Annotated in this window: 10 protein-coding genes; 7 read left to right on the top strand and 3 right to left on the bottom strand. The window is 44.8% G+C overall.

Going from position 1 to position 18,557, the window contains the following annotated elements; genetic code table 11:
• The first annotated feature begins 165 nt into the window (after positions 1–165).
• The 5 genes from Q8P86_01355 to Q8P86_01335 all read left to right on the top strand — a co-directional run bounded on the left by Q8P86_01355 (position 166) and on the right by Q8P86_01335 (position 13,496).
• Complete coding sequence (locus Q8P86_01355; GenBank protein MDP3996326.1) at positions 166–3,417, top strand: DNA-directed RNA polymerase subunit beta; 3,252 nt, start codon at positions 166–168, stop codon at positions 3,415–3,417.
• Between the two features lie 91 nt (positions 3,418–3,508).
• Positions 3,509–7,156 (top strand): DNA-directed RNA polymerase subunit beta', encoded by a 3,648-nt coding sequence (gene rpoC, locus Q8P86_01350; protein ID MDP3996325.1) that lies wholly within the window; start codon positions 3,509–3,511, stop codon positions 7,154–7,156.
• Positions 7,157–7,306: 150 nt separating this feature from the next.
• The gene (gene dnaG / locus Q8P86_01345; GenBank protein MDP3996324.1) at positions 7,307–9,055 is read left to right on the top strand and encodes a DNA primase; all 1,749 of its coding nucleotides are present in this window, start codon (positions 7,307–7,309) and stop codon (positions 9,053–9,055) included.
• Between the two features lie 111 nt (positions 9,056–9,166).
• The gene (locus Q8P86_01340; protein MDP3996323.1) at positions 9,167–10,393 is read left to right on the top strand and encodes a sigma-70 family RNA polymerase sigma factor; all 1,227 of its coding nucleotides are present in this window, start codon (positions 9,167–9,169) and stop codon (positions 10,391–10,393) included.
• A gap of 127 nt (positions 10,394–10,520) precedes the next feature.
• Positions 10,521–13,496, top strand: coding sequence for an ATP-dependent DNA helicase (locus Q8P86_01335; protein ID MDP3996322.1), 2,976 nt, complete (start codon positions 10,521–10,523; stop codon positions 13,494–13,496).
• Between the two features lie 337 nt (positions 13,497–13,833).
• Here the strand turns inward: Q8P86_01335 and Q8P86_01330 are convergent, their stop codons facing one another.
• Positions 13,834–14,667, bottom strand: a complete 834-nt coding sequence (locus Q8P86_01330) for a thioredoxin domain-containing protein (protein MDP3996321.1) — start codon at positions 14,665–14,667, stop codon at positions 13,834–13,836.
• Positions 14,668–14,734: 67 nt separating this feature from the next.
• Here Q8P86_01330 and Q8P86_01325 point away from each other — a divergent pair, with 67 nt between their 5' ends.
• On the top strand, positions 14,735–15,556 hold the full coding sequence (locus Q8P86_01325) for an undecaprenyl-diphosphate phosphatase (protein ID MDP3996320.1): 822 nt from the start codon (positions 14,735–14,737) through the stop codon (positions 15,554–15,556).
• A gap of 137 nt (positions 15,557–15,693) precedes the next feature.
• Here the strand turns inward: Q8P86_01325 and Q8P86_01320 are convergent, their stop codons facing one another.
• The gene (locus tag Q8P86_01320; GenBank protein MDP3996319.1) at positions 15,694–16,269 is read right to left on the bottom strand and encodes a ribonuclease H-like domain-containing protein; all 576 of its coding nucleotides are present in this window, start codon (positions 16,267–16,269) and stop codon (positions 15,694–15,696) included.
• 36 nt (positions 16,270–16,305) lie between these two features.
• Positions 16,306–17,250 (bottom strand): ATP phosphoribosyltransferase regulatory subunit, encoded by a 945-nt coding sequence (locus Q8P86_01315; protein MDP3996318.1) that lies wholly within the window; start codon positions 17,248–17,250, stop codon positions 16,306–16,308.
• Positions 17,251–17,687: 437 nt separating this feature from the next.
• Here Q8P86_01315 and Q8P86_01310 point away from each other — a divergent pair, with 437 nt between their 5' ends.
• The gene (locus tag Q8P86_01310; protein MDP3996317.1) at positions 17,688–18,446 is read left to right on the top strand and encodes a hypothetical protein; all 759 of its coding nucleotides are present in this window, start codon (positions 17,688–17,690) and stop codon (positions 18,444–18,446) included.
• Positions 18,447–18,557 lie beyond the last annotated feature (111 nt).

Genomic DNA, 18,557 nt, shown 5'->3' with positions numbered 1-18,557 from the left:
ATCCGCGTCTTTCTTTTCAATTTCGGCTACGGCTTCGCAAAAATTATTCAACAGATACTCTGTATATGCCTCATAATTTTTGCTTCGCCTCGCTCGAAATTGAAAAGAAATCCATCGGAAGCGAGTTTCGTAACTCAAAGTGGTTATAAATAACAACTTTAGTATATGTCTATAACTAAAAACGGAGGAGTGGACAGTGTATCGTTGCCGATTCAGAAATTTTTCGGAAAGTTCAAGAAGCCGCTTTCAGAGCTTCCTAATTTGGTGGAGCCACAAATAAAATCTTACCAGTGGCTTATTTCAAAAGGCGTCAGAGAAGTGTTTGACGAATTTTCTTCCATCAAGGACTATTCAGAGAAGAAGTTTGAGCTTAACTTTGTTGACTTCAGTATCTCTGAACCAAAGTACGATGAGCATCACGCCAAACAAAACAAGCTTTCGTACGAGGCATCTCTGAAGGCCGTAGTGCGTCTCAAGAACAAAATAATGGACAGTGTCAAAGAGCAGGAAATTTTCCTCGCGGACATTCCTATTATGACCGGTCACGGGACCTTCGTAATCTCGGGTATAGAAAGAGTTGTTGTGCCTCAATTAGCTCGTTCTTTCGGGGTGTTTTTCACGGCCCAGGAAATTCGGGGCGGGAAATACTTCGGAGCTAAAGTAATTCCTTCCCGTGGCGCATGGATAGAGATAGAAACAGAACCGGACGGAGCCATTTTTGTGCGCATAGACAGGAAACGCAAGTTCCCGCTGACTTCTCTTTTGTATGTTTTGGGGGCAAAAAGCAAAGAGGCCATTTACGATTTATTCAAGGACGACGAATTTGCCAAGAAACATCTTGACGCCACTTTTGCCAAGGAGCCGGCCGAGAGTGTGGACGAAGCGTTTCTTGAGATCCATAAGCGTCTTCGGGACGGCGAAATCGGCTCGGTGGAGAACGCTCGCGAATTTCTAAATTCAATTTTCAGCGAGGAAAGATACGACATTCACAAAGTCGGTCGTTTCAGATTTAACAAACGCTTCGGATTTCCTCTCACCGAAAAAGAAGTCAACCGAAAAACCATTTCTCTGTCGGATATAAAGACCACTATTGCCCATGTTATAAAACTGAACAACACGCCTGAAGCGTCCGAAGACGATATTGACCATTTAGGTTCCCGACGAGTGCGTTTTGTCGGTGAGATGCTTCAGCAAAAAATCCGAGTGGGTTTGACGCAGATAAGGAGAAATATTCAGGACCGCATGTCTACCGTGGAAACCGACGTTACTTTGCCCATAAATTTCATATCGCCCAAGCCCCTGCAGGCACGCATAAAAGAGTTTTTTACCACAAACCAGCTTTCGCAGTTTATGGCTCAAGAAAACGTTTTGGCGGAAATGGAACATTTGCGCACTCTTTCAGCTTTGGGTCCGGGGGGATTGACGCGTGAAAGAGCCGGTTTTGAAGTAAGAGACGTTCACCCGTCGCATTACGGCCGTCTTTGCCCCATACACACTCCGGAAGGACCGAATATCGGTCTTATACTTCGTCTTGCAACTCACGCCACTGTAAACGGATTCGGCATGATAGAAACGCCCTATGCCAAAGTCAAAGACGGTCTTATAACAAAAGAAATATTGTATCTGAACGCTCTGGAAGAAGAAAACTACAAAATCGCCCACGCGGCCGTAGATTTTAATGAAAAAGGAGAAATACTTGAAGAGAACGTGGAAGTGCGAATAAACGGAAAGCCGGGCATCGTAAACAAAAAAGAAGTGGATTTTATTGACGTGTCTACAAATCAGGCGTTTTCAATCGCCACTTCAATGATTCCGTTTTTAAACCATGACGACGCAAACCGAGCGCTCATGGGTTCAAACATGCAAAAGCAGGCCACTCCTTCCATAATCCCCGAAGCGCCCGTGGTCTCAACCGGAATAGAAAGAAAGGCGGCGGAGGATTCCGGCCGAATCATTCTTTCTGAAGAGGAGGGAACGGTTACTTACGTGGACGCAAAACTTATAAAAGTTAAAAGTGTTAAAGGTAAGGAAAAATCTTATCCTCTGGTAACTTTCAGCCGAACGAACGGTTTTACGTCATTTCATCAGAGGCCCGTTGTCTCTTTGGGGGCAAAGGTAAAACGCGGAGAACTTCTGGCCGATACTTCTTCAAGCGTGGGTGGACAAATGGCTCTCGGACAGAATATTTTAGTCGCTTTCATGTCATGGTCGGGCGCAAACTACGAAGACGCGATTATTGTGTCAGAACGGCTGGTCAGGGAGAGCAAGTTTACGAGCATTCACATAGAAGAGTTTACAATAAACGTCCGAGACACGAAACTTGGCCCGGAAGTTACGACACATGACATTCCCAACGTAGGCGAAGCAAAACTCAAAAATTTGGACGAAGACGGCATCGTCCGCATAGGAGCGGAAGTGCGCCCCGGTGATATTTTGGTCGGGAAAATAACTCCGAAAGGCGAAACCCAGCTTACTCCGGAAGAGCGACTTTTACGTTCTCTTTTCGGTGAAAAAGCCAGAGACGTAAAAGATACTTCCAAAAGAATGGAAAACGGCAAAAGAGGCCGTATTATCGGAGTGAAGATTTTCTCTCGCGAAAAAGGCGACAAATTGGAGTCGGGAATCATAAAAAGAATTCACATAGAAGTGGGAGAACTTAGAGCTGTTTCCGTCGGAGACAAACTGGCGGGACGCCACGGAAACAAAGGGGTTATTTCCAAAATATTGCCGATAGAGGATATGCCACATATGGCTGACGGAACTCCCGTGGACATTATATTGACTCCTTTGGGCGTGCCGAGCCGTATGAACTTGGGACAGATACTGGAGCTTCATTTGGGATTGGCCGCTCACACCCTAAACTATCAAGCAGTCGTGCCTCCTTTTGCCGGAGCTTCTGACAAAGAAATAAAAGACGAACTGGAAAAGGCCGGCTTTAGCCGAGACGGAAAAATGCGTTTGTATGACGGCAGAACGGGCGTTCCATTTGACCAAGAAGTGGCGGTTGGATATATGTACATAATGAAGCTTCACCACATGGTTGAAGACAAGATACACATGCGTTCCATCGGACCTTACTCTCTTATCACTCAACAGCCACTTGGAGGAAAGGCGCAGGGCGGAGGACAGCGTTTTGGAGAAATGGAGGTCTGGGCTCTTTTGGGACATGGGGCGGCTTATACTTTGCGTGAAATGCTAACCATAAAATCGGACGACATACAGGGCAGGGCGGCGGCTTTTGATTCCATTGTAAAAGGAGAAAGAATTGGCGAATCAAACGTACCGGCTTCATTTAACGTGATGCTAAACAACTTGCGGGGCTTGGGATTGGATGTGGAACTGCAAGGTGACGGTTTGTTGCCGGAGCGACCGGCGTTCAAAAGGTCGAGAAGAATGACAGAAGAGGAAAACGAATAATTGACAGCAAGATACGACAGACCGCGTCTGACGCGGGAAAATCAGCCGTCGTCCATAAACACTTCGCGTGTTCACTACTTATATGAAAACAATCACAAATATCAACAATTTCAAATCAATACTTCTCAAAATCGCTTCACCTGACAGAATAAAAAGCTGGTCGTACGGGGAAGTCACAAAACCGGAAACCATAAATTACCGAACTCAAAGAAGCGAAAAGAACGGTTTGTTTGACGAGAAAATTTTCGGGCCTGACAGGGATTGGGAATGTTACTGCGGTAAATACCGAGGCGTTCGCTACAAGGGAATTGTTTGCGAAAAGTGCGGAGTTGAACTCACTCGTTCAATAGTGCGCAGAGAAAGAATGGGACATATAGATTTGGCTACGCCCGTCGCCCATATATGGTTTTTGCGCAGTATGCCTTCGCGTCTCGGGCTTATTCTCGGTATGTCAACGCCCGATTTGGAAAAAGTCATATACTTTGCCGGATATATCGTTACTAAAGTCATTCCGGAAGAAAAAGACAGGGTCTTGAAAGAAATAGCCGCGGAATACAAAACAAAATTAAAGTCCATGGCTGACGAAAGGTCAAAAGAGGCCTTGAAAGAAAAACTTCTTTCAGCCAAACACGAAATTGAAAATATTTACCCCGGCGTTGTTTTGGATGAAATCCAGTATCATAATTATTCTCTGAAGTACGGAGCTCTATTTGAAGCCGGAATAGGCGCCGAGGCGATTTACGAAATCTGCCGAGCTTTGGATTTGAACAAGTTGGAAGAGGAAATGAAAAATGCTTTTGAAAAAGCCAGCTCGCTTGAAAAAGACAAACTGAACAAACGACTCTCTCTTGTCCGTTCCATGATAAAGTCAGGCATAAGGCCGGAATGGATGTTCTTTTCCACTATCCCCGTTATTCCGCCGGCTCTTCGTCCTATGGTGCCCCTCGATGGCGGACGATACGCCACTTCAGACGTGAACGATCTTTATCGCCGTGTTATAAACAGAAACAACCGTCTTAAAAAACTCAAAGATATAAACGCCCCCGATGTCATCTTGAGAAATGAAAAAAGAATTTTGCAGGAAGCCGTTGACTCTTTGATTGACAACTCCATAAGGCACGGGGCTTCTTCGCAAAGCGCCCTTTCCCAGTCGCGAACTCGCACCCTGAAATCTCTGTCAGACAACTTGAAGGGCAAAAGGGGACTCTTCAGGCAAAATCTTCTGGGCAAACGCGTTGACTATTCCGGACGTTCGGTTATCGTCGTCGGTCCGGACCTTAAGCTCAACGAATGCGGCCTTCCCAAACACATGGCCCTTGAACTTTTTAGACCTTTTGTCATTTCCGGACTTTTGAAAAGGGAATTGGCTTTCAATATCAGAGGCGCCGGTAAACTTATAGACGAAGACGCTCCGGAGGTCTGGGCTATTTTGGAGGAGGTCATAAAAGACAAATACGTTCTTCTAAACCGCGCGCCCACTTTACACCGCCTCGGTATTCAAGCATTCAAACCGATACTGATTGAAGGAAGCGCCATACAAGTGCACCCTCTTGTCTGCACCGCCTTTAACGCCGACTTTGACGGAGACCAAATGGCTGTTCACGTTCCGCTGTCCGAAGAGGCCCAACTGGAAGCCAAAAACATAATGGCTTCGGACAAAAACATTTTGAAGCCGGGCTCGGGAGATCCTATAATTTCAGGAAAGATGCTTGACATCGTGCTCGGGTGCTACTGGATGACAAAAATAATGCCGGGTAGCAAGGGCGAGGGCAAGATTTTTGCTTCACCCAACCATGCCGTAACCGCTTTTGATTTTGGCGAAGTGGACTTCAGGGCAAACATAAAGGTCTTGGGCAGCGACCGTCCCAAATACAAAGAATTCGGCGACAAAATTTTTGAGACATCCGTGGGGCGAATTCTTTTCAACGGAGTTTTGCCCGACGATTATCCGTACCAAAATTACGAAATTGAAAGAAAGAAAATGACCCACATGGTTGACGAGCTTATCGGTATTTACGGTATAGAGAAAATCCCGAACATAATGGACAGAATAAAGGCGTTTGGATTTAAATTCGCCACTTATTCGGGCATCACCTGGGGCATTGACGACGTGCGCATTCCGGAAGAAAAAGGAGAGGTTATAAAAAGGGCTAAAGATAAAAGCGCCGAAGTGGAAGGCCAGTACAACGATGGACTTCTGTCGTCAGACGAGAGATACAGGAAGAATATTGAAATATGGCACGGCGCCAAAAACGAAGTGGAAAAACTCATGCCTGCCACTCTTTCCTCCAAATCTTCCGTATACGATATGGTGTACTCGGGCGCCAGAGGTTCTTTTTCACAGATAACCCAGATGGCCGGAATGAAGGGTCTTATTCAAAATACGGCCGGCGAGACCATTGAATTTCCAATACTGTCTTCCATGAAAGAGGGACTTACCCCGATTGAATATTTCATCACTACCCACGGTTCAAGAAAAGGTCTGACCGATACCGCTCTAAACACCGCCAAGGCCGGATACTTGACCAGAAAACTTTTCGTCGTGGCTCAAGATGTCATAATAACGGACCACGACTGCAAAGCCCGAGATTTTGTCAAAATAAAGAAATCAGAAATTTCCGGCGTTGACAACAATATGGTAAAAAACATCCGTGGCAGAATACTTTCCGAAGATGTTGTGACTGCCGAAGGACGGGTTATTTTCACAAAAGGGCATCTTTTGTCAAAGAGCGATTCGGTTAAATTGCAGGAAGAAGGGGTCTTGGAGGTTTCAGTCCGTTCGCCTCTTTCTTGCAAAGCCACGCAGGGTGTTTGCGTTCTCTGTTACGGCGCGGATCTCGGAAATAACCGCATTGTCGGACTTGGAGAGGCGGTGGGAACCGTGGCCGGACAAGCTATCGGGGAACCGGGAACACAGCTTACGATGCGTACTTTCCACGCGGGAGGCACGGCGTCTATCGGTGGCGACATCACCCAAGGTTTGCCCCGTGTTGAAGAATTGTTTGAAAAAAGAACTCCAAAAAATCCGGCCGTTGTCTGCCATGTTGATGGCGTAATATCGGAAATAAAAGAGGAAGACAAGGAAAAAACGATTTCCGTCATTCCGGAATTGAGCGAGGCCAAGCGCAACAAGAAAGGGTCCATAGAGTACGTGGTAAACTATAACCGTATGCCTCTTGTCAGAGTCGGCGAGAAAGTCAAAAAAGGTCAAATACTGACTGACGGCTCTGTTGACATAGATGAACTTTTCAAATACGCCGGCAAGGATAAAACGCAGGACTACATAATTCACGAGGTTACCAAGCCGTACGAATTGCAGGGAGAGACCGTTTCCAGAAAACACATTGAAGTCATAGTCCGTCAGATGTTCGGCAGACGCAAAGTCGTCTCCGTAGGAGGAACTTCGCTTTCCGTGGGTGATGTGGTTGATTTTGCGGTTCTTGAGGCGGAAAACGCCCGTGTTGCCGAAAAAGGACTTGAGGAGGCAAAGGCGGTTAATTTGGTAATGGGAATTTCGGAAGTTTCTCTTTCAAGAAAAAGTTTCTTGTCTGCCGCTTCTTTCCAACACACCACGCGCGTTCTTATAAACTCCGCGATACGCGGTCATGTGGATAATTTGCAAGGACTTATGGAAAACGTAATAATCGGTCGTCTTATACCGGCGGGAACGGGATTCAAGGGCGGGCCGAAGGAAAAAATAGTAAAACTGACAGCCGATCAGACAGCCGATAATTCATAGTAGATACGCTTACGAAAGCGTCTCCGAATAAGAAGTTGATACCACTTACAAGTGGGGCAAGAGAGAATAGAAGGGAGAAGCACGCGAATCCGGAGAACACCCTCGCAAGGGTTTCTGCGCTTGTCGGTGTTGCTTTTAACTTTACAAATTATGAGTGATTCGGTTGAACAAATAAAAGAACGCCTGCCAATAGAAGAAGTCGTGGGCTCTTATATAAAACTGGACAAGGCCGGCTCTCACTTAAAAGCACGTTGCCCTTTTCACAATGAAAAAACGCCCTCTTTTTTTGTTTCAAGGGAAAGGCAAAGTTTCTACTGTTTTGGTTGCGGGCAGAAAGGAGATATTTTCACTTTCGTTGAAAACTTTGAGGGCGTGGATTTTAAAGGAGCGTTGAAAATTTTGGCAGAGCGAGCCGGAGTAGATATTGAGACGAGGGAATCAAACCCTGAAGCAAAGTCCGAGAAAGAAAATGTCTATGAGGTATTGGAAAAAGCCACGGCATTCTTTGAAAAGAACCTTGATATAAACGGCGAAGCGAAAAAGTATCTTAAAGACAGGGGACTTTCAGATAAAACCGTAAAGTCATTTCGTCTCGGTTTTGCAAAGGACGAGTGGCGATCTCTTCGGGAATATCTCGCGTCCGGAGGCGTCTCTGACAAAACAATGCTTTCGGCCGGTCTTATAAAAAGAGCCGAAAAAAACGGACAGGAAGTTTACTACGATACTTTCAGGGCTCGGATAATTTTTCCGCTTTGGGACAGCGCGGGCAGGATAGTGGCTTTCTCCGGCAGGATTTTCCCCGGACCTGAAAAAGAAGGGGCTCCTAAGTACCTAAACAGTCCGGAGACGGTTGTTTTTAGAAAATCAGTCGCGCTTTACGGCCTTCACTTGGCCAAAACCGCCATAAGAAAACTTGATCATGCCATTTTAGTTGAGGGGCAAATGGATTTGGTTTTGTGTCATGAGGCCGGTTTTCCCAACACTGTTGCCACGTCAGGCACCTCTATGACCGAAGAACATTTGGCAGTCATAAAGAGATTTTCTGACAACTTAAAGATGGCTTACGACGCGGACAGCGCGGGACTGCGAGCCGGGAGTAGGGCTGTAAAAATGGCCTTGGCGGCAGGCATGAACGTAAAGATAGCTCCGCTTCCCAAAGGCGAAGATCCGGCCGATGTTATTCGCAAAGACCCTTTGAAATGGAAAGACCTTATTGGCAGAAGCAGTCATGCCATTGATTTTTACACTGATATCGCGGTGTCGGAGAAAACAGACGATCGGGAACTTGTCAAAAAAATAAAATCAGATGTTTTGCCCTTTATTTTGAAAGTACCGAGCAGTATGGACCGGGACTCTTTTCTTCGGTCGGTTGCCTACAAAACTGGAATCAGGGAAGAGACGCTTTTTAAGGAAATGCAAGGCATCAAAGACGAAGATGTCGGCCAAGGAAAAGAGTCCGGAGGGGTGAGCCGAGAGAAAGAAAAGCCGGCAAGCCGCGTCAGTAGTTTAGAGAAAAGAATTGTCGGAATATTGAAGTGGCAAAGTTCGGATAAAAATCCAAGCGTGGAAATTTCAGAGATAGAAAAACGCATTGAAGAGATTATAACCGACGATGGCAGAGAGCGTCTTAAAGAAGTGGCAAAGATTGGAGATGAAGAACTTGTTTTTGAGGCCAAAGTCATGTGCGAAAAAGACGGCGGACTTTCTTTGGGAGACGTGGAAAAACTTTTAGACGAGCTTGAAATGGAGTATTTGGGGGAAAAGGTCTCTTCTCTGATGGACGGTATTTTCAGGACGGAAAGACATAAAGACAATGAAAAAAGAACGACATTGTTAGAGGAGCATATGAGATTAACGACCAGAAGAGAGAATTTAAGAAAAAAATTAAGCGCCGGCTAATAAAGCCCATGTCCCTTTAGGGGCGGGATAACCCCTTTTATATTTTTTAGAATTGTGGTATTATAAGAGTTTAATTTTGGTAAACCGCTGATTTTGCTTTCAACATTTTTTATGAAAAAAAAGAATAAAAAGATAAAAAAGGCGAAAATTTCCGCTAAAACGCGCAAAAAAACCAGAAACACGCGTCTGAGAAGGGAGATAAAAAATAAACTCGGGTTAAAGTCCGGCAAAGGCCGTCCCCAGAAAGCGCCCAAAAAAACCAGTAAAGAAAGAAGTCAGGCGAACAAAGCCGACCGTCTTCTTATGAAAGGCAAAGAGCGCGGTTTTGTCACATATGATGAGATAATCAAAGAATTTCCGACAGTTGAAGAAGACATAATGTTCCTTGACGACCTGTATGCCAAGTTCCATGCCGCCGGCGTGGATATTCTGGAGGGGGGTGGCATTTTGGACTTGGGAGAGGAAGAGCTTGTGGCAAAGAAAAATGTTTACGGCAGTCGCGACGGTGGATACGATTCCATTCAGATGTACCTTAAAGAAATAGGACAATATCCTCTCATACACGCGGCCCAAGAAAAAGAACTGGCTAAAAGAATTCAGGCCGGAGACGAGGAGGCCAAAAATCTTCTGGCCCGAGCCAATTTGCGGCTTGTCGTGTCTATTGCAAAAAAATACGTCGGTCGCTCGCCCGATCTCACTCTTTTGGATCTCATACAAGAGGGGAACCTCGGTCTTTTCAAGGCGGTGGACAAATTTGACTGGACAAAGGGCTACAAATTCTCAACATACGCCACTTGGTGGATACGACAGGCCATTACCAGAGCTCTGGCTGATCAGTCGCGCACAATCCGAGTTCCGGTGCATATGGTGGAAACGATTGCCAAGTACAAACAAGTGGTGCGTCGGCTTTCGCAGGACTTGGGACGCGATCCTTTGCCGGAAGAAATAGCCACGGAAATGGGCGTTGATGTTGAGAAAATTTATAACATAGAAAAAATAGACCAAGACACGGTTTCTCTTGAAAGTCCGGTAAACGACGACGATGACGGCAAATCGGTTCTTGGCGACTTTCTTTCAGACGATAAGATTTTATCTCCCGATCATGAATCGGCGCGCAGGATTTTGTCAGACCAAGTAAAAGAGATATTGGACGATTTGTCCGAGAAAGAAAGGCGGATTTTGGAAATGAGACACGGACTTTTGGACGGAGTGACTCACACTCTTGAAGAAGTGGGACAGAAATTCGCCGTTACCAGAGAAAGAATACGCCAGATTGAAGCAAAAGCGCACGAGAAAATAAGGCATCACGAAAAGGCCAAGCGGCTACAGAGTTATTAAAGAGCTCCATGTTTCCGTATCTTAGACGCGCAAAAGTGGATAAACGGCTAATACTCACGAGTATTAGCCGTTTTCTCTTTTGACCCCTAAAGGCCTATAATATCTATATTTATGTTAGAATTTCCTTATGATTTCACATCTTAAAAGCGATATGGAAAATAGGTTTAAGGAAAAATACGCTCGGCTAAATCCTTCCCAGAAAGAAGCGGTGGATTCTATTGAAGGGCCGGTTATGGTTGTTGCGGGCCCCGGTACCGGAAAGACAACTATTTTGACTTTGCGTATAGCCAATATTTTGCGTCAAACAGATACGCCACCTGACGGTATTCTGGCTTTGACTTTCACCGAGGCGGGCGTTGTCGCCATGAAAAAGAAACTTCGCCAAGTCATTGGCGGCGCGGCGGATTTTGTTAAGATTCACACCTTCCACGGTTTCGCTCTTTCCGTAATGCGCGAATTTCCTGAAGAGTTTCCGTTTATAAGTGGCGCGTCACAGCTAAACGAAATAGAGATAGAAGGTCTTATATCTAAAATCCTGGAAAATCATGAGTACTCCGCTTTACGTCCGTCCGGTAGGCCGGAACAATATATCGCGCCGACAATTTCTTCCATAAGCGGGTGTAAAAGGGAGTTCGTAAGTCCTGACGATGTTAGGGCTTTTGCCAATGAAAAAGTAAAAGAGATAAAATCTGACGATTCTTCGTATTCAACCAGAGGCAAGACAAAAGGGTCGCTTAAAGCCGAAGCTCAAAATAAAATAGAAAAATGCCATAAAACACTCATCTTTGCCGACGTGTTTGAAGAGTATGAGAGGCGGAAAAAAGAACAAAACAAATACGATTATGACGACATAATTTTGGAGCTTATTCGGTCTTTCAGAGCCAATGAAAACCTTCTGAGGATTATTCAGGAGAGGTCTCTTTATATTTTGGTTGATGAACATCAAGACACCAACGACTCACAGAACGGAATTATAAAGTCAGTGGCTGATTTTTTTGACAACCCGAACGTATTTATTGTTGGGGACGAGAAACAGGCGATTTTCCGTTTTCAGGGAGCGTCGGTTGAGAATTTCCTAAAGTTTCAAGACGTCTGGCCGGGGATGAAAATAATCCGTCTTGCGGACAACTACCGGTCTCACCGCCACATATTGGATGCCGTTTTTTCAATGATAGAAAACAACTACGAAGAGGGTCAGCATGAAAATCTTAGAATAAAACTCAAGGCATCTTCCGGAATTAAGGAAAAGCCGATTTCGGTCAAAACCGCCGAGTCCGAAAAAGAAATGGAGAATTATTTGATTTCCGAAACAAAAAAAATTCTGAAAGAAGACAAGGGAAGCGAGGTGGCGATAATCACCAGAACAAACAATGACTTGGACAAAATCATCAGATTGTTCAACATGTCGGACGTGCCTTTTTCGGCTGAAAGAAACATAGACATTTTCAGTTCTCCCTTGGGCTCTCTTTTTCTTGACTGTCTTGAATTTGCCGCGGACAGTTCAAAAACGGAAGCTTTGGCGCGGTCTCTTTCCGGCGGAGCATGGAACGTCTCTTTTGAAGATAGGATTCGTCTTATCAGGGGACTGAAATCGGCAGTTGTTTCAGTTTCTGACATAACTGCCAAGCTTCAAGATATAAGTCAAAAGGCGGCTTCCGCCGACCCTGTTGCTTTTTTGTACTTTTTGGCAAGACAAAGCGGTATGGAAAAAATGTTTGCCGATACGCCGGAAGGCGTGGAGATTTGGCGCGGAATAATATCTTTTGCCGAGAAAGTTCAAAAAGAAGATGGCGGTCAAAGCGTTCGCGCCTTGGCGGAAAAGTTTTCCGCTTACAGGGAATCAAAGCAAAAGAGAAACGTAAAAGTGTGGACGGGTAAAACGGAAGCGTCTGTCAAAGTCATGACCGCTCATGGTAGCAAGGGTTTGGAGTTTGACTATGTTTTTTTGCCTTATGCCACGGAAAAGGCGTGGTTTAAAAAAAATAAGCGTCAGTATTTTCTTTTGCCTAAAACTGAAGACGCGGTGGACGAAGTGAAAGACGAGAGACGGTTGTTTTATGTCGGATTGACCAGAAGCAGAAAACACGCTGAAATTCTTTTTAGTGAAAAGGACTCGGCCGGAGACGGGACACTGCCCCTGCGTTTTATTTCAGAGTTGAATCCGGATAACGTTGAAAACCTTTATATAACCGGTAGCAAGGAAGAAGCCGTGCTTTTTCCGAAAAAAACAGGACTGGAAAATGACGCGTGGGAAGAGAAAATCATAGAGTACGGAAAACATGTCATTTGCAATTCGGGGCTGTCGGTAACGGCTCTTAATCACTTTTTGGAATGTCCGAGAAAGTTTTTGTATAAAAGCATTTTGAAAGTGCCAGAACCGCCTTCTGCATCGGCTGAAAAGGGAACATCTCTCCACGAAGCCATATCGGCAGTTTGGAATTCCCCAAGGACAGACATTGAGAGTGTTGAAAAGACGCTGGAAAAAGAGTCGCGTAATTATCTTGAAAATAAATCTTTCTTACCGAGATTTGAAAAAGAAGCGGTTCTAAAAGAGCTTGGAGAAGAAATTCCCAAAATCGCGTCTTCTCTTGTGTCGCATTTTAAAACCGAAGATAAAGTTTATGCCGAGAACTGGTACGAGCAAACGGCTGATTTTGCCGTCCCCGAAGAGGGCCAGTTGCCGGTGAAGCTCCACGGCAAGCTGGACGCCGTTTTTGTGGGAGAGCGCTCTCTTTCGGTTTTTGACTACAAGTCCAAATTGGCCATGTCTGAACCGGCCATAAAAGGCGAGACAAAAAACGACAACGGAGATTACTTCCGTCAGCTTGTATTTTACAGACGGCTTCTTAAAGACAATCCCAAATTTAAAGAACTTGAGCAGTCGTTTTCTCTTTATTTCATAAAGCCCGACAAAAAAGGAAACTGCAAAGCCGTTACTTTAGTCGTTTTGGAGAGCGACCTTGTGCGTTTAGAGGAGGAAATACAAACGCTTGTTGAAAGCGTCTGGAGCGGAGAGTTTATAAAAGGCAATTGCGAAAAGTCAGATTGTCAGTGGTGCAGGTTGGCCAAAGCAAAAATGGTCGGCGGAGGAGGCAATGTGTAAGTTTGTCATATTACTCACGCTGCCATTCCGATTGTTAACTTGTAAGCCCAATTCAATTCAAAAAGTCAAAGACCAGCATCCCTAACGAGGCAATCAATATAACCATGCCCCACCAAAAAGGAAACCACTCAAAAGCCGGCCGCTTGAGTTCCCGCTGGATCCACAATAAACACCTCCTCATCCTCATGGCAATTGCGCATTAAGCTGTTTAATACCCCACATAGGCTTCGACCCTTTGATCAATCACTCTTTGAATATCGCTCCCCTCGACCTCTGCAAACCCAAAAGTAAGCAATCGGAATGGCAGCGTGAGTAATATGACAAAACCGAAACCGGCTTATTGGTTGTTTAGAATCAAGTCAAAAATTTCCGAAAGAATGTCTTTGGGAAAGGCCCCGCCTATGGAAACGGTCTTTTTATCGGCGCTTAGAAACAGCGGATCGGGAGAGCCGGCGGGCAGATTTTTTAGAAGACGGTTGTTTATCTCCTTCAAACCTTCTTCTGTTTTTTCGGAAGCCGGATTTTTAAGCGACAAAAAACTATTCGGGGTACCGGTGACGCCCGCGTCTATGCCTCCCGCGTAATCGCTCTGTATTTTATCGGCAAATTGTCCGCTCTGAAGGCAAGCTGTAAAGGCGGCGCGGTTTAAACCGACATCTTCAGCCAGTTTAGGCAGAATATTTAAATCCAATCCGTTGTTTGACGGGGTTGTTTCAAAAACCTTGTCAAGATAATTCCAAAAAACATTATTTCCTCCAAGTGATGCCGCGCATTCGGTCGCTTCCGCTTCGTCTACCGCCTTAGGGTGTATTTGGGTCAGAGGAAAGTGCCGATAAGCCCAGGCCACAGAACCGTCTTTTCCATACTGCTCCATCACTTCTTTCATCGTGAAGTGAAAATTTTTGCAAAACGGACATTCAAGGTCGGAGTATTCTATTAGGATAATTTCGGCGTTCGGATTGCCTCTAATATGGTCTTCTTCGCCAATAGGCAAAAGATTTATTTCCAAGTTTTTGAAATCGCCGTTTTGGGCTTTCTCAACCGCTGCTAAAGAGCTGTTTTCACTGCCTCGCGAGAAAAAAATGGCACCGCCTATTATTAGCGCCGCTATAACTATAGCCATGGGAACCGTTAAAGATGGGCCATGCGTTTGTGAGGTCTCTTCATTCATATGCTGATTATATCAGATAATGAAACTGAAGCAATCACGCCTTAATTTTTTCTGGTATAATCATTTAATGACAATTTTTGAAAGCGTTGTTTTGGGTGTTGTGCAAGGTCTTACGGAATTCATTCCGGTTTCTTCTTCAGGGCACCTTATTTTAGTCAGGGAGCTGTTGGGAATAAACGGCGGTTCGGCTCTCGCCTATGACGCTGTTTTACAGCTTTTCACCTCTTTTGCCATTATTTTTTATTTTCGGCAAGATATATGGAAGGCCTTCCTGTCTATTTTTGGAAACGAAAAAAATGGTAACTTGGAAAATGGCTCTTTAACAGAAGACCTGCTTAGAAATAGAAAAGAGTCAAAGGTTCTTATTTGGTCGCTTGTTTTGGGTACCATACCCGCTGTTTTAGCCGGTCTTTTTCTTGAGGACTACATGGCAACCGTTTTTCGGCAAGTTTGGATGGTATCATGGATGCTTATCTTGGGAAGCGTTCTTTTCCTGCTTGCGGAGTGGTTTGGCAAGAAAAGAGGGGAGCTCACAGTCGGCCGTGGTTTCGTCGTCGGACTTTTTCAAGTTCTTTCGCTTTTCCCCGGAATGTCGCGAGCCGGCGCCACTATTTCCGGCGGTCTCTTTGCCGGACTTACGCGAGAAGCGGCGACTCGTTTCGCGTTTCTTTTGGGTTTTCCCGTCCTCTTCGGTTCAGGTCTTAAAAAACTTATTGAACTCGGCGGTACGGGGGATATCACTTTTTCACTGATTGTCGGCTCGGTGGCATCTTTCTTTGTCGGTCTTGCCGCCATCCATTTTCTAATTCGCTATCTTAAAACGCACACACTTTTGGTTTTTGTAATTTACCGTCTGATTTTAGCGGTAGTTATTATAATACTTTTGTAGCTTCTGGGGCTGACTACTTTGGCGTAGCGTGGCGGGTCGGTGAGGCGAGGTGAGCGCGGAGGGAGAATAAAAGGATGCGGGGGAGTTAAGAACCTCGCATTATTCTTCGCGCTATTCATCCGGAACAAATCGTCAAATCAAAACGGTAAAGTGAAAGTCATTGCCGAATTTTCTCTGACTTCCCAGTCGGTAGTATCAATAGGCAAATCTTTTATGGCAAAGCCGTCTTTGTACTTTACGTATTTATTTTTCAAAGCGTAGTCGTAGATTTCTTTCGTGATTTTCACGTCTTCAACACAATATTTCGCGACCTTGTCTTTTAGGCCGTTTCTCCACCAAGTAATGGCTTCAAGCCCATCTCCGGTTTTTTTCTTTCCCAAAGTCGCTTCGGCTATTGTGTCCAGCTTTATTCTCCTCCCTAACGACTTTTTTATTTCTTTGAGCAAGTCAATATGCTTTATCTTTGAAAAATCACCGCTGTAATATTTGTTCAAAAGAGGCAAGTCAAAATGCAAGGAATTAAAACCGACTAAAAGGTCGGCCTTTTCAAAAAGAGGCCAGAGTTTTGGCAAATCTTCTTGAAAATAGTGTGAATATGAATCAGTTTCAGAATCGTAAACGCCTACCACGGAAAGATTTAAAGAGGCGGGGTCGTTTACTCCGACATCGGAAAATGAGTTTGAAGTTTCAATATCAAATACGACTTTTCGCATTGCGGAATTTTAGTTTTGAATTTTTAAGATTAAAAGTCACTTTAGAGGCAATTTATGGGTTTCCAAAAAATCTCTTATCGTAATGTCTCCCATGCCAAATCCCACCGCCGGGACTGGCTCCTCGCCGAAAATTTCAAGCAGGTTGTCGTATCGCCCGCCGCCAAAGAGTGAACGATTGTTGTCGGGATGCGTATCAAAAACCTCAAAGACCATTCCGGTGTAGTAGTCAAAACCGCGAGCGATATTTGGGTCAAATTCCGTATTTAAAACATTTTTTTCTTTTAAGAGTTTCTTAAGCTTTGTCATGTCTTCGCTTTCGGCAATTTCAAAATCCATGCCGAGTTTCCGAAGTTCTTCCGTACGTTTCTCTTCTTCCATCTTGCCTTTTTTGTCTATGAGGCGCGTTATTTTTCTCTGACTTTCTTCGTCGGTTACGCCGTGTTTTACGAGTTCGTCAGTCAGGATGTTTCGGCTTCCTATTTTTATTACGAAGTCGCTTTCGGTCGCGCCAAACTCTTTCATTATGGCGTGCGCCAGCGAAATTATTTCAACTTCCGCTTCAAGTCCCGCCATTCCCAAAAGGTCGCAATTTAACTGCCAGTGTTCTCGGCGGCGGCCTCTTTGCGGGCGTTCATAACGGAAAAGGTTAGGTATGGAAAACCAGCGAAGAGGGAATTTAAGCGACTTTCGGCGAGCGGCCACCATGCGCGCCAAGGTCGGCGTCATTTCGGGACGAAGGGTTACTCGTCTGTCGCCTCTGTCCGTGAAATTGTATGTTTGCTCGCCGACTATCTCATCGCCCGATTTCGCCTCATAGAGTTCGGTCGGCTCCAAAATTGACGCGCCATATTCAACGTAACCGAATTTTTCCGCCACCTTTTTCCATACTCCGAAAATATAATTTTGCGTGGCCATATCTTCCGGGTAAAAATCTCGCACGCCTTTATAACAGTCGGTTGATAGGTTGCCGTTTTTAGTCATGAAATGTATTTTATCAGAGCTTATGTTATAAAGAAAGCGCGCCCGTCTGCGATTATCGCAAACGGGCGGCACAGATTCATACTCCCTATTCCCCGCGGTCCTTTGTTTTTTCTCGCTTTTGACTTTTTTCATCAATCTTCTGATGTATCTTTCGGAGCTCTTCCCTAAGTTTCTCGTTTTCTCGCCTTGTCTGGATAGTTGCTTGTCGCTGGCCTACTAAATAAGGTGAAATCAAGAAAGTCAGTATAATCGCCACTATTATACTACGGAAGAGTGATAGCGTTTCTTCAACAATCATATGTACGAATATGGTTGTAAGAAATATCGCCATGAGGACAAAAAACAAATCAAATAGCGACACGTCCTCTCTTTTTCTCATTCTGGTCCTTTTTTTGGAGTTCAACCGCTTTCCTATACTAAAGTTTCTATAACCGAGTATGTCAAAAAACGTCCACATTGTCTATAAAAATCCGGGTGAGACGCCACTTGAATGTCTAAAAAGTTTTAGACAGGCAATACCGGAATATTCTACGGAAAAAATGACCTACGCCGGGCGGCTTGACCCTTTGGCGGAAGGTCTTTTGATTATTCTTGTTGGAGATGGCATTAAGGAAAAGGAAAGATATCTTTCCTTGGGCAAAGAGTACGAGGTGGAAATAATTTTCGGATTTTCTACCGACACTTTTGATGTTTTGGGAAAAGTCGCCGGAATTTCTGAAAATTTGCCAGGTAGCGATAGCGGAGCAATACTTCAAAAGTTTTTAGGTAAACGGAGCCAAAAGTATCCGCCGTTTTCTTCAAAAACCGTGAAAGGCGAACATCTCCACTCTTTGTCTCGGGCGGGGAAAATGTCTGACGAAGAGTTGCCGGAGAGGCAAGTGGAGATTTACAGTTTGAAAATGTTGCAACATTCAAAAATTTCCGGCGCCGAGCTTCTGCTAAAAATTGAAAACGGTATATCCAAGGTCAAAGGCGATTTCAGGCAAGAAGAAATTCTGGGTATCTGGAGGGAGAAAATCAATAAAAAGCAATTTTTTCCGGTTTGGAAAATTTCTGTGTCTTGCGGAAGCGGTACCTACATGCGCCGATTGGCCGACGAAATCGGTCTTGCTTTGGACACTCACGCTCTGGCTTTGTCCATAAAAAGGACCAAAATAGGGGAGTACGGCTTGCGAGACGTCAGTTTCCGTAATTAAGGTGAAAAAGACCTTTACAGCTTGCGATTTTAGAGACCATTTTCTACTTGCTTTATTTTTAATATGTGCTATACTAAATATATCGTTAATCTCGGTAAGGTGAGGGTAATA

It is taken from the genome of bacterium (genome assembly GCA_030699905.1).
GTDB lineage: Bacteria > Patescibacteriota > Minisyncoccia > Phycocordibacterales.
Note: the sequence above shows the minus strand (reverse complement) of the source record. Positions and strands in the feature narration are given on the sequence as shown.

Excerpts from the sequence above, each read along its gene's own strand:
- Q8P86_01335 (MDP3996322.1), top strand. The coding sequence starts at position 10,521 with ATGATTTCACATCTTAAAAGCGATATGGAAAATAGGTTTAAGGAAAAA.
- dnaG (MDP3996324.1), top strand. The coding sequence starts at position 7,307 with ATGAGTGATTCGGTTGAACAAATAAAAGAACGCCTGCCAATAGAAGAA.
- Q8P86_01325 (MDP3996320.1), top strand. The coding sequence starts at position 14,735 with ATGACAATTTTTGAAAGCGTTGTTTTGGGTGTTGTGCAAGGTCTTACG.
- Q8P86_01340 (MDP3996323.1), top strand. The coding sequence starts at position 9,167 with ATGAAAAAAAAGAATAAAAAGATAAAAAAGGCGAAAATTTCCGCTAAA.
- Q8P86_01330 (MDP3996321.1), bottom strand. The coding sequence starts at position 14,667 with ATGAATGAAGAGACCTCACAAACGCATGGCCCATCTTTAACGGTTCCC.
- Q8P86_01355 (MDP3996326.1), top strand. The coding sequence starts at position 166 with ATGTCTATAACTAAAAACGGAGGAGTGGACAGTGTATCGTTGCCGATT.
- Q8P86_01310 (MDP3996317.1), top strand. The coding sequence starts at position 17,688 with ATGTCAAAAAACGTCCACATTGTCTATAAAAATCCGGGTGAGACGCCA.
- Q8P86_01315 (MDP3996318.1), bottom strand. The coding sequence starts at position 17,250 with ATGACTAAAAACGGCAACCTATCAACCGACTGTTATAAAGGCGTGCGA.
- Q8P86_01320 (MDP3996319.1), bottom strand. The coding sequence starts at position 16,269 with ATGCGAAAAGTCGTATTTGATATTGAAACTTCAAACTCATTTTCCGAT.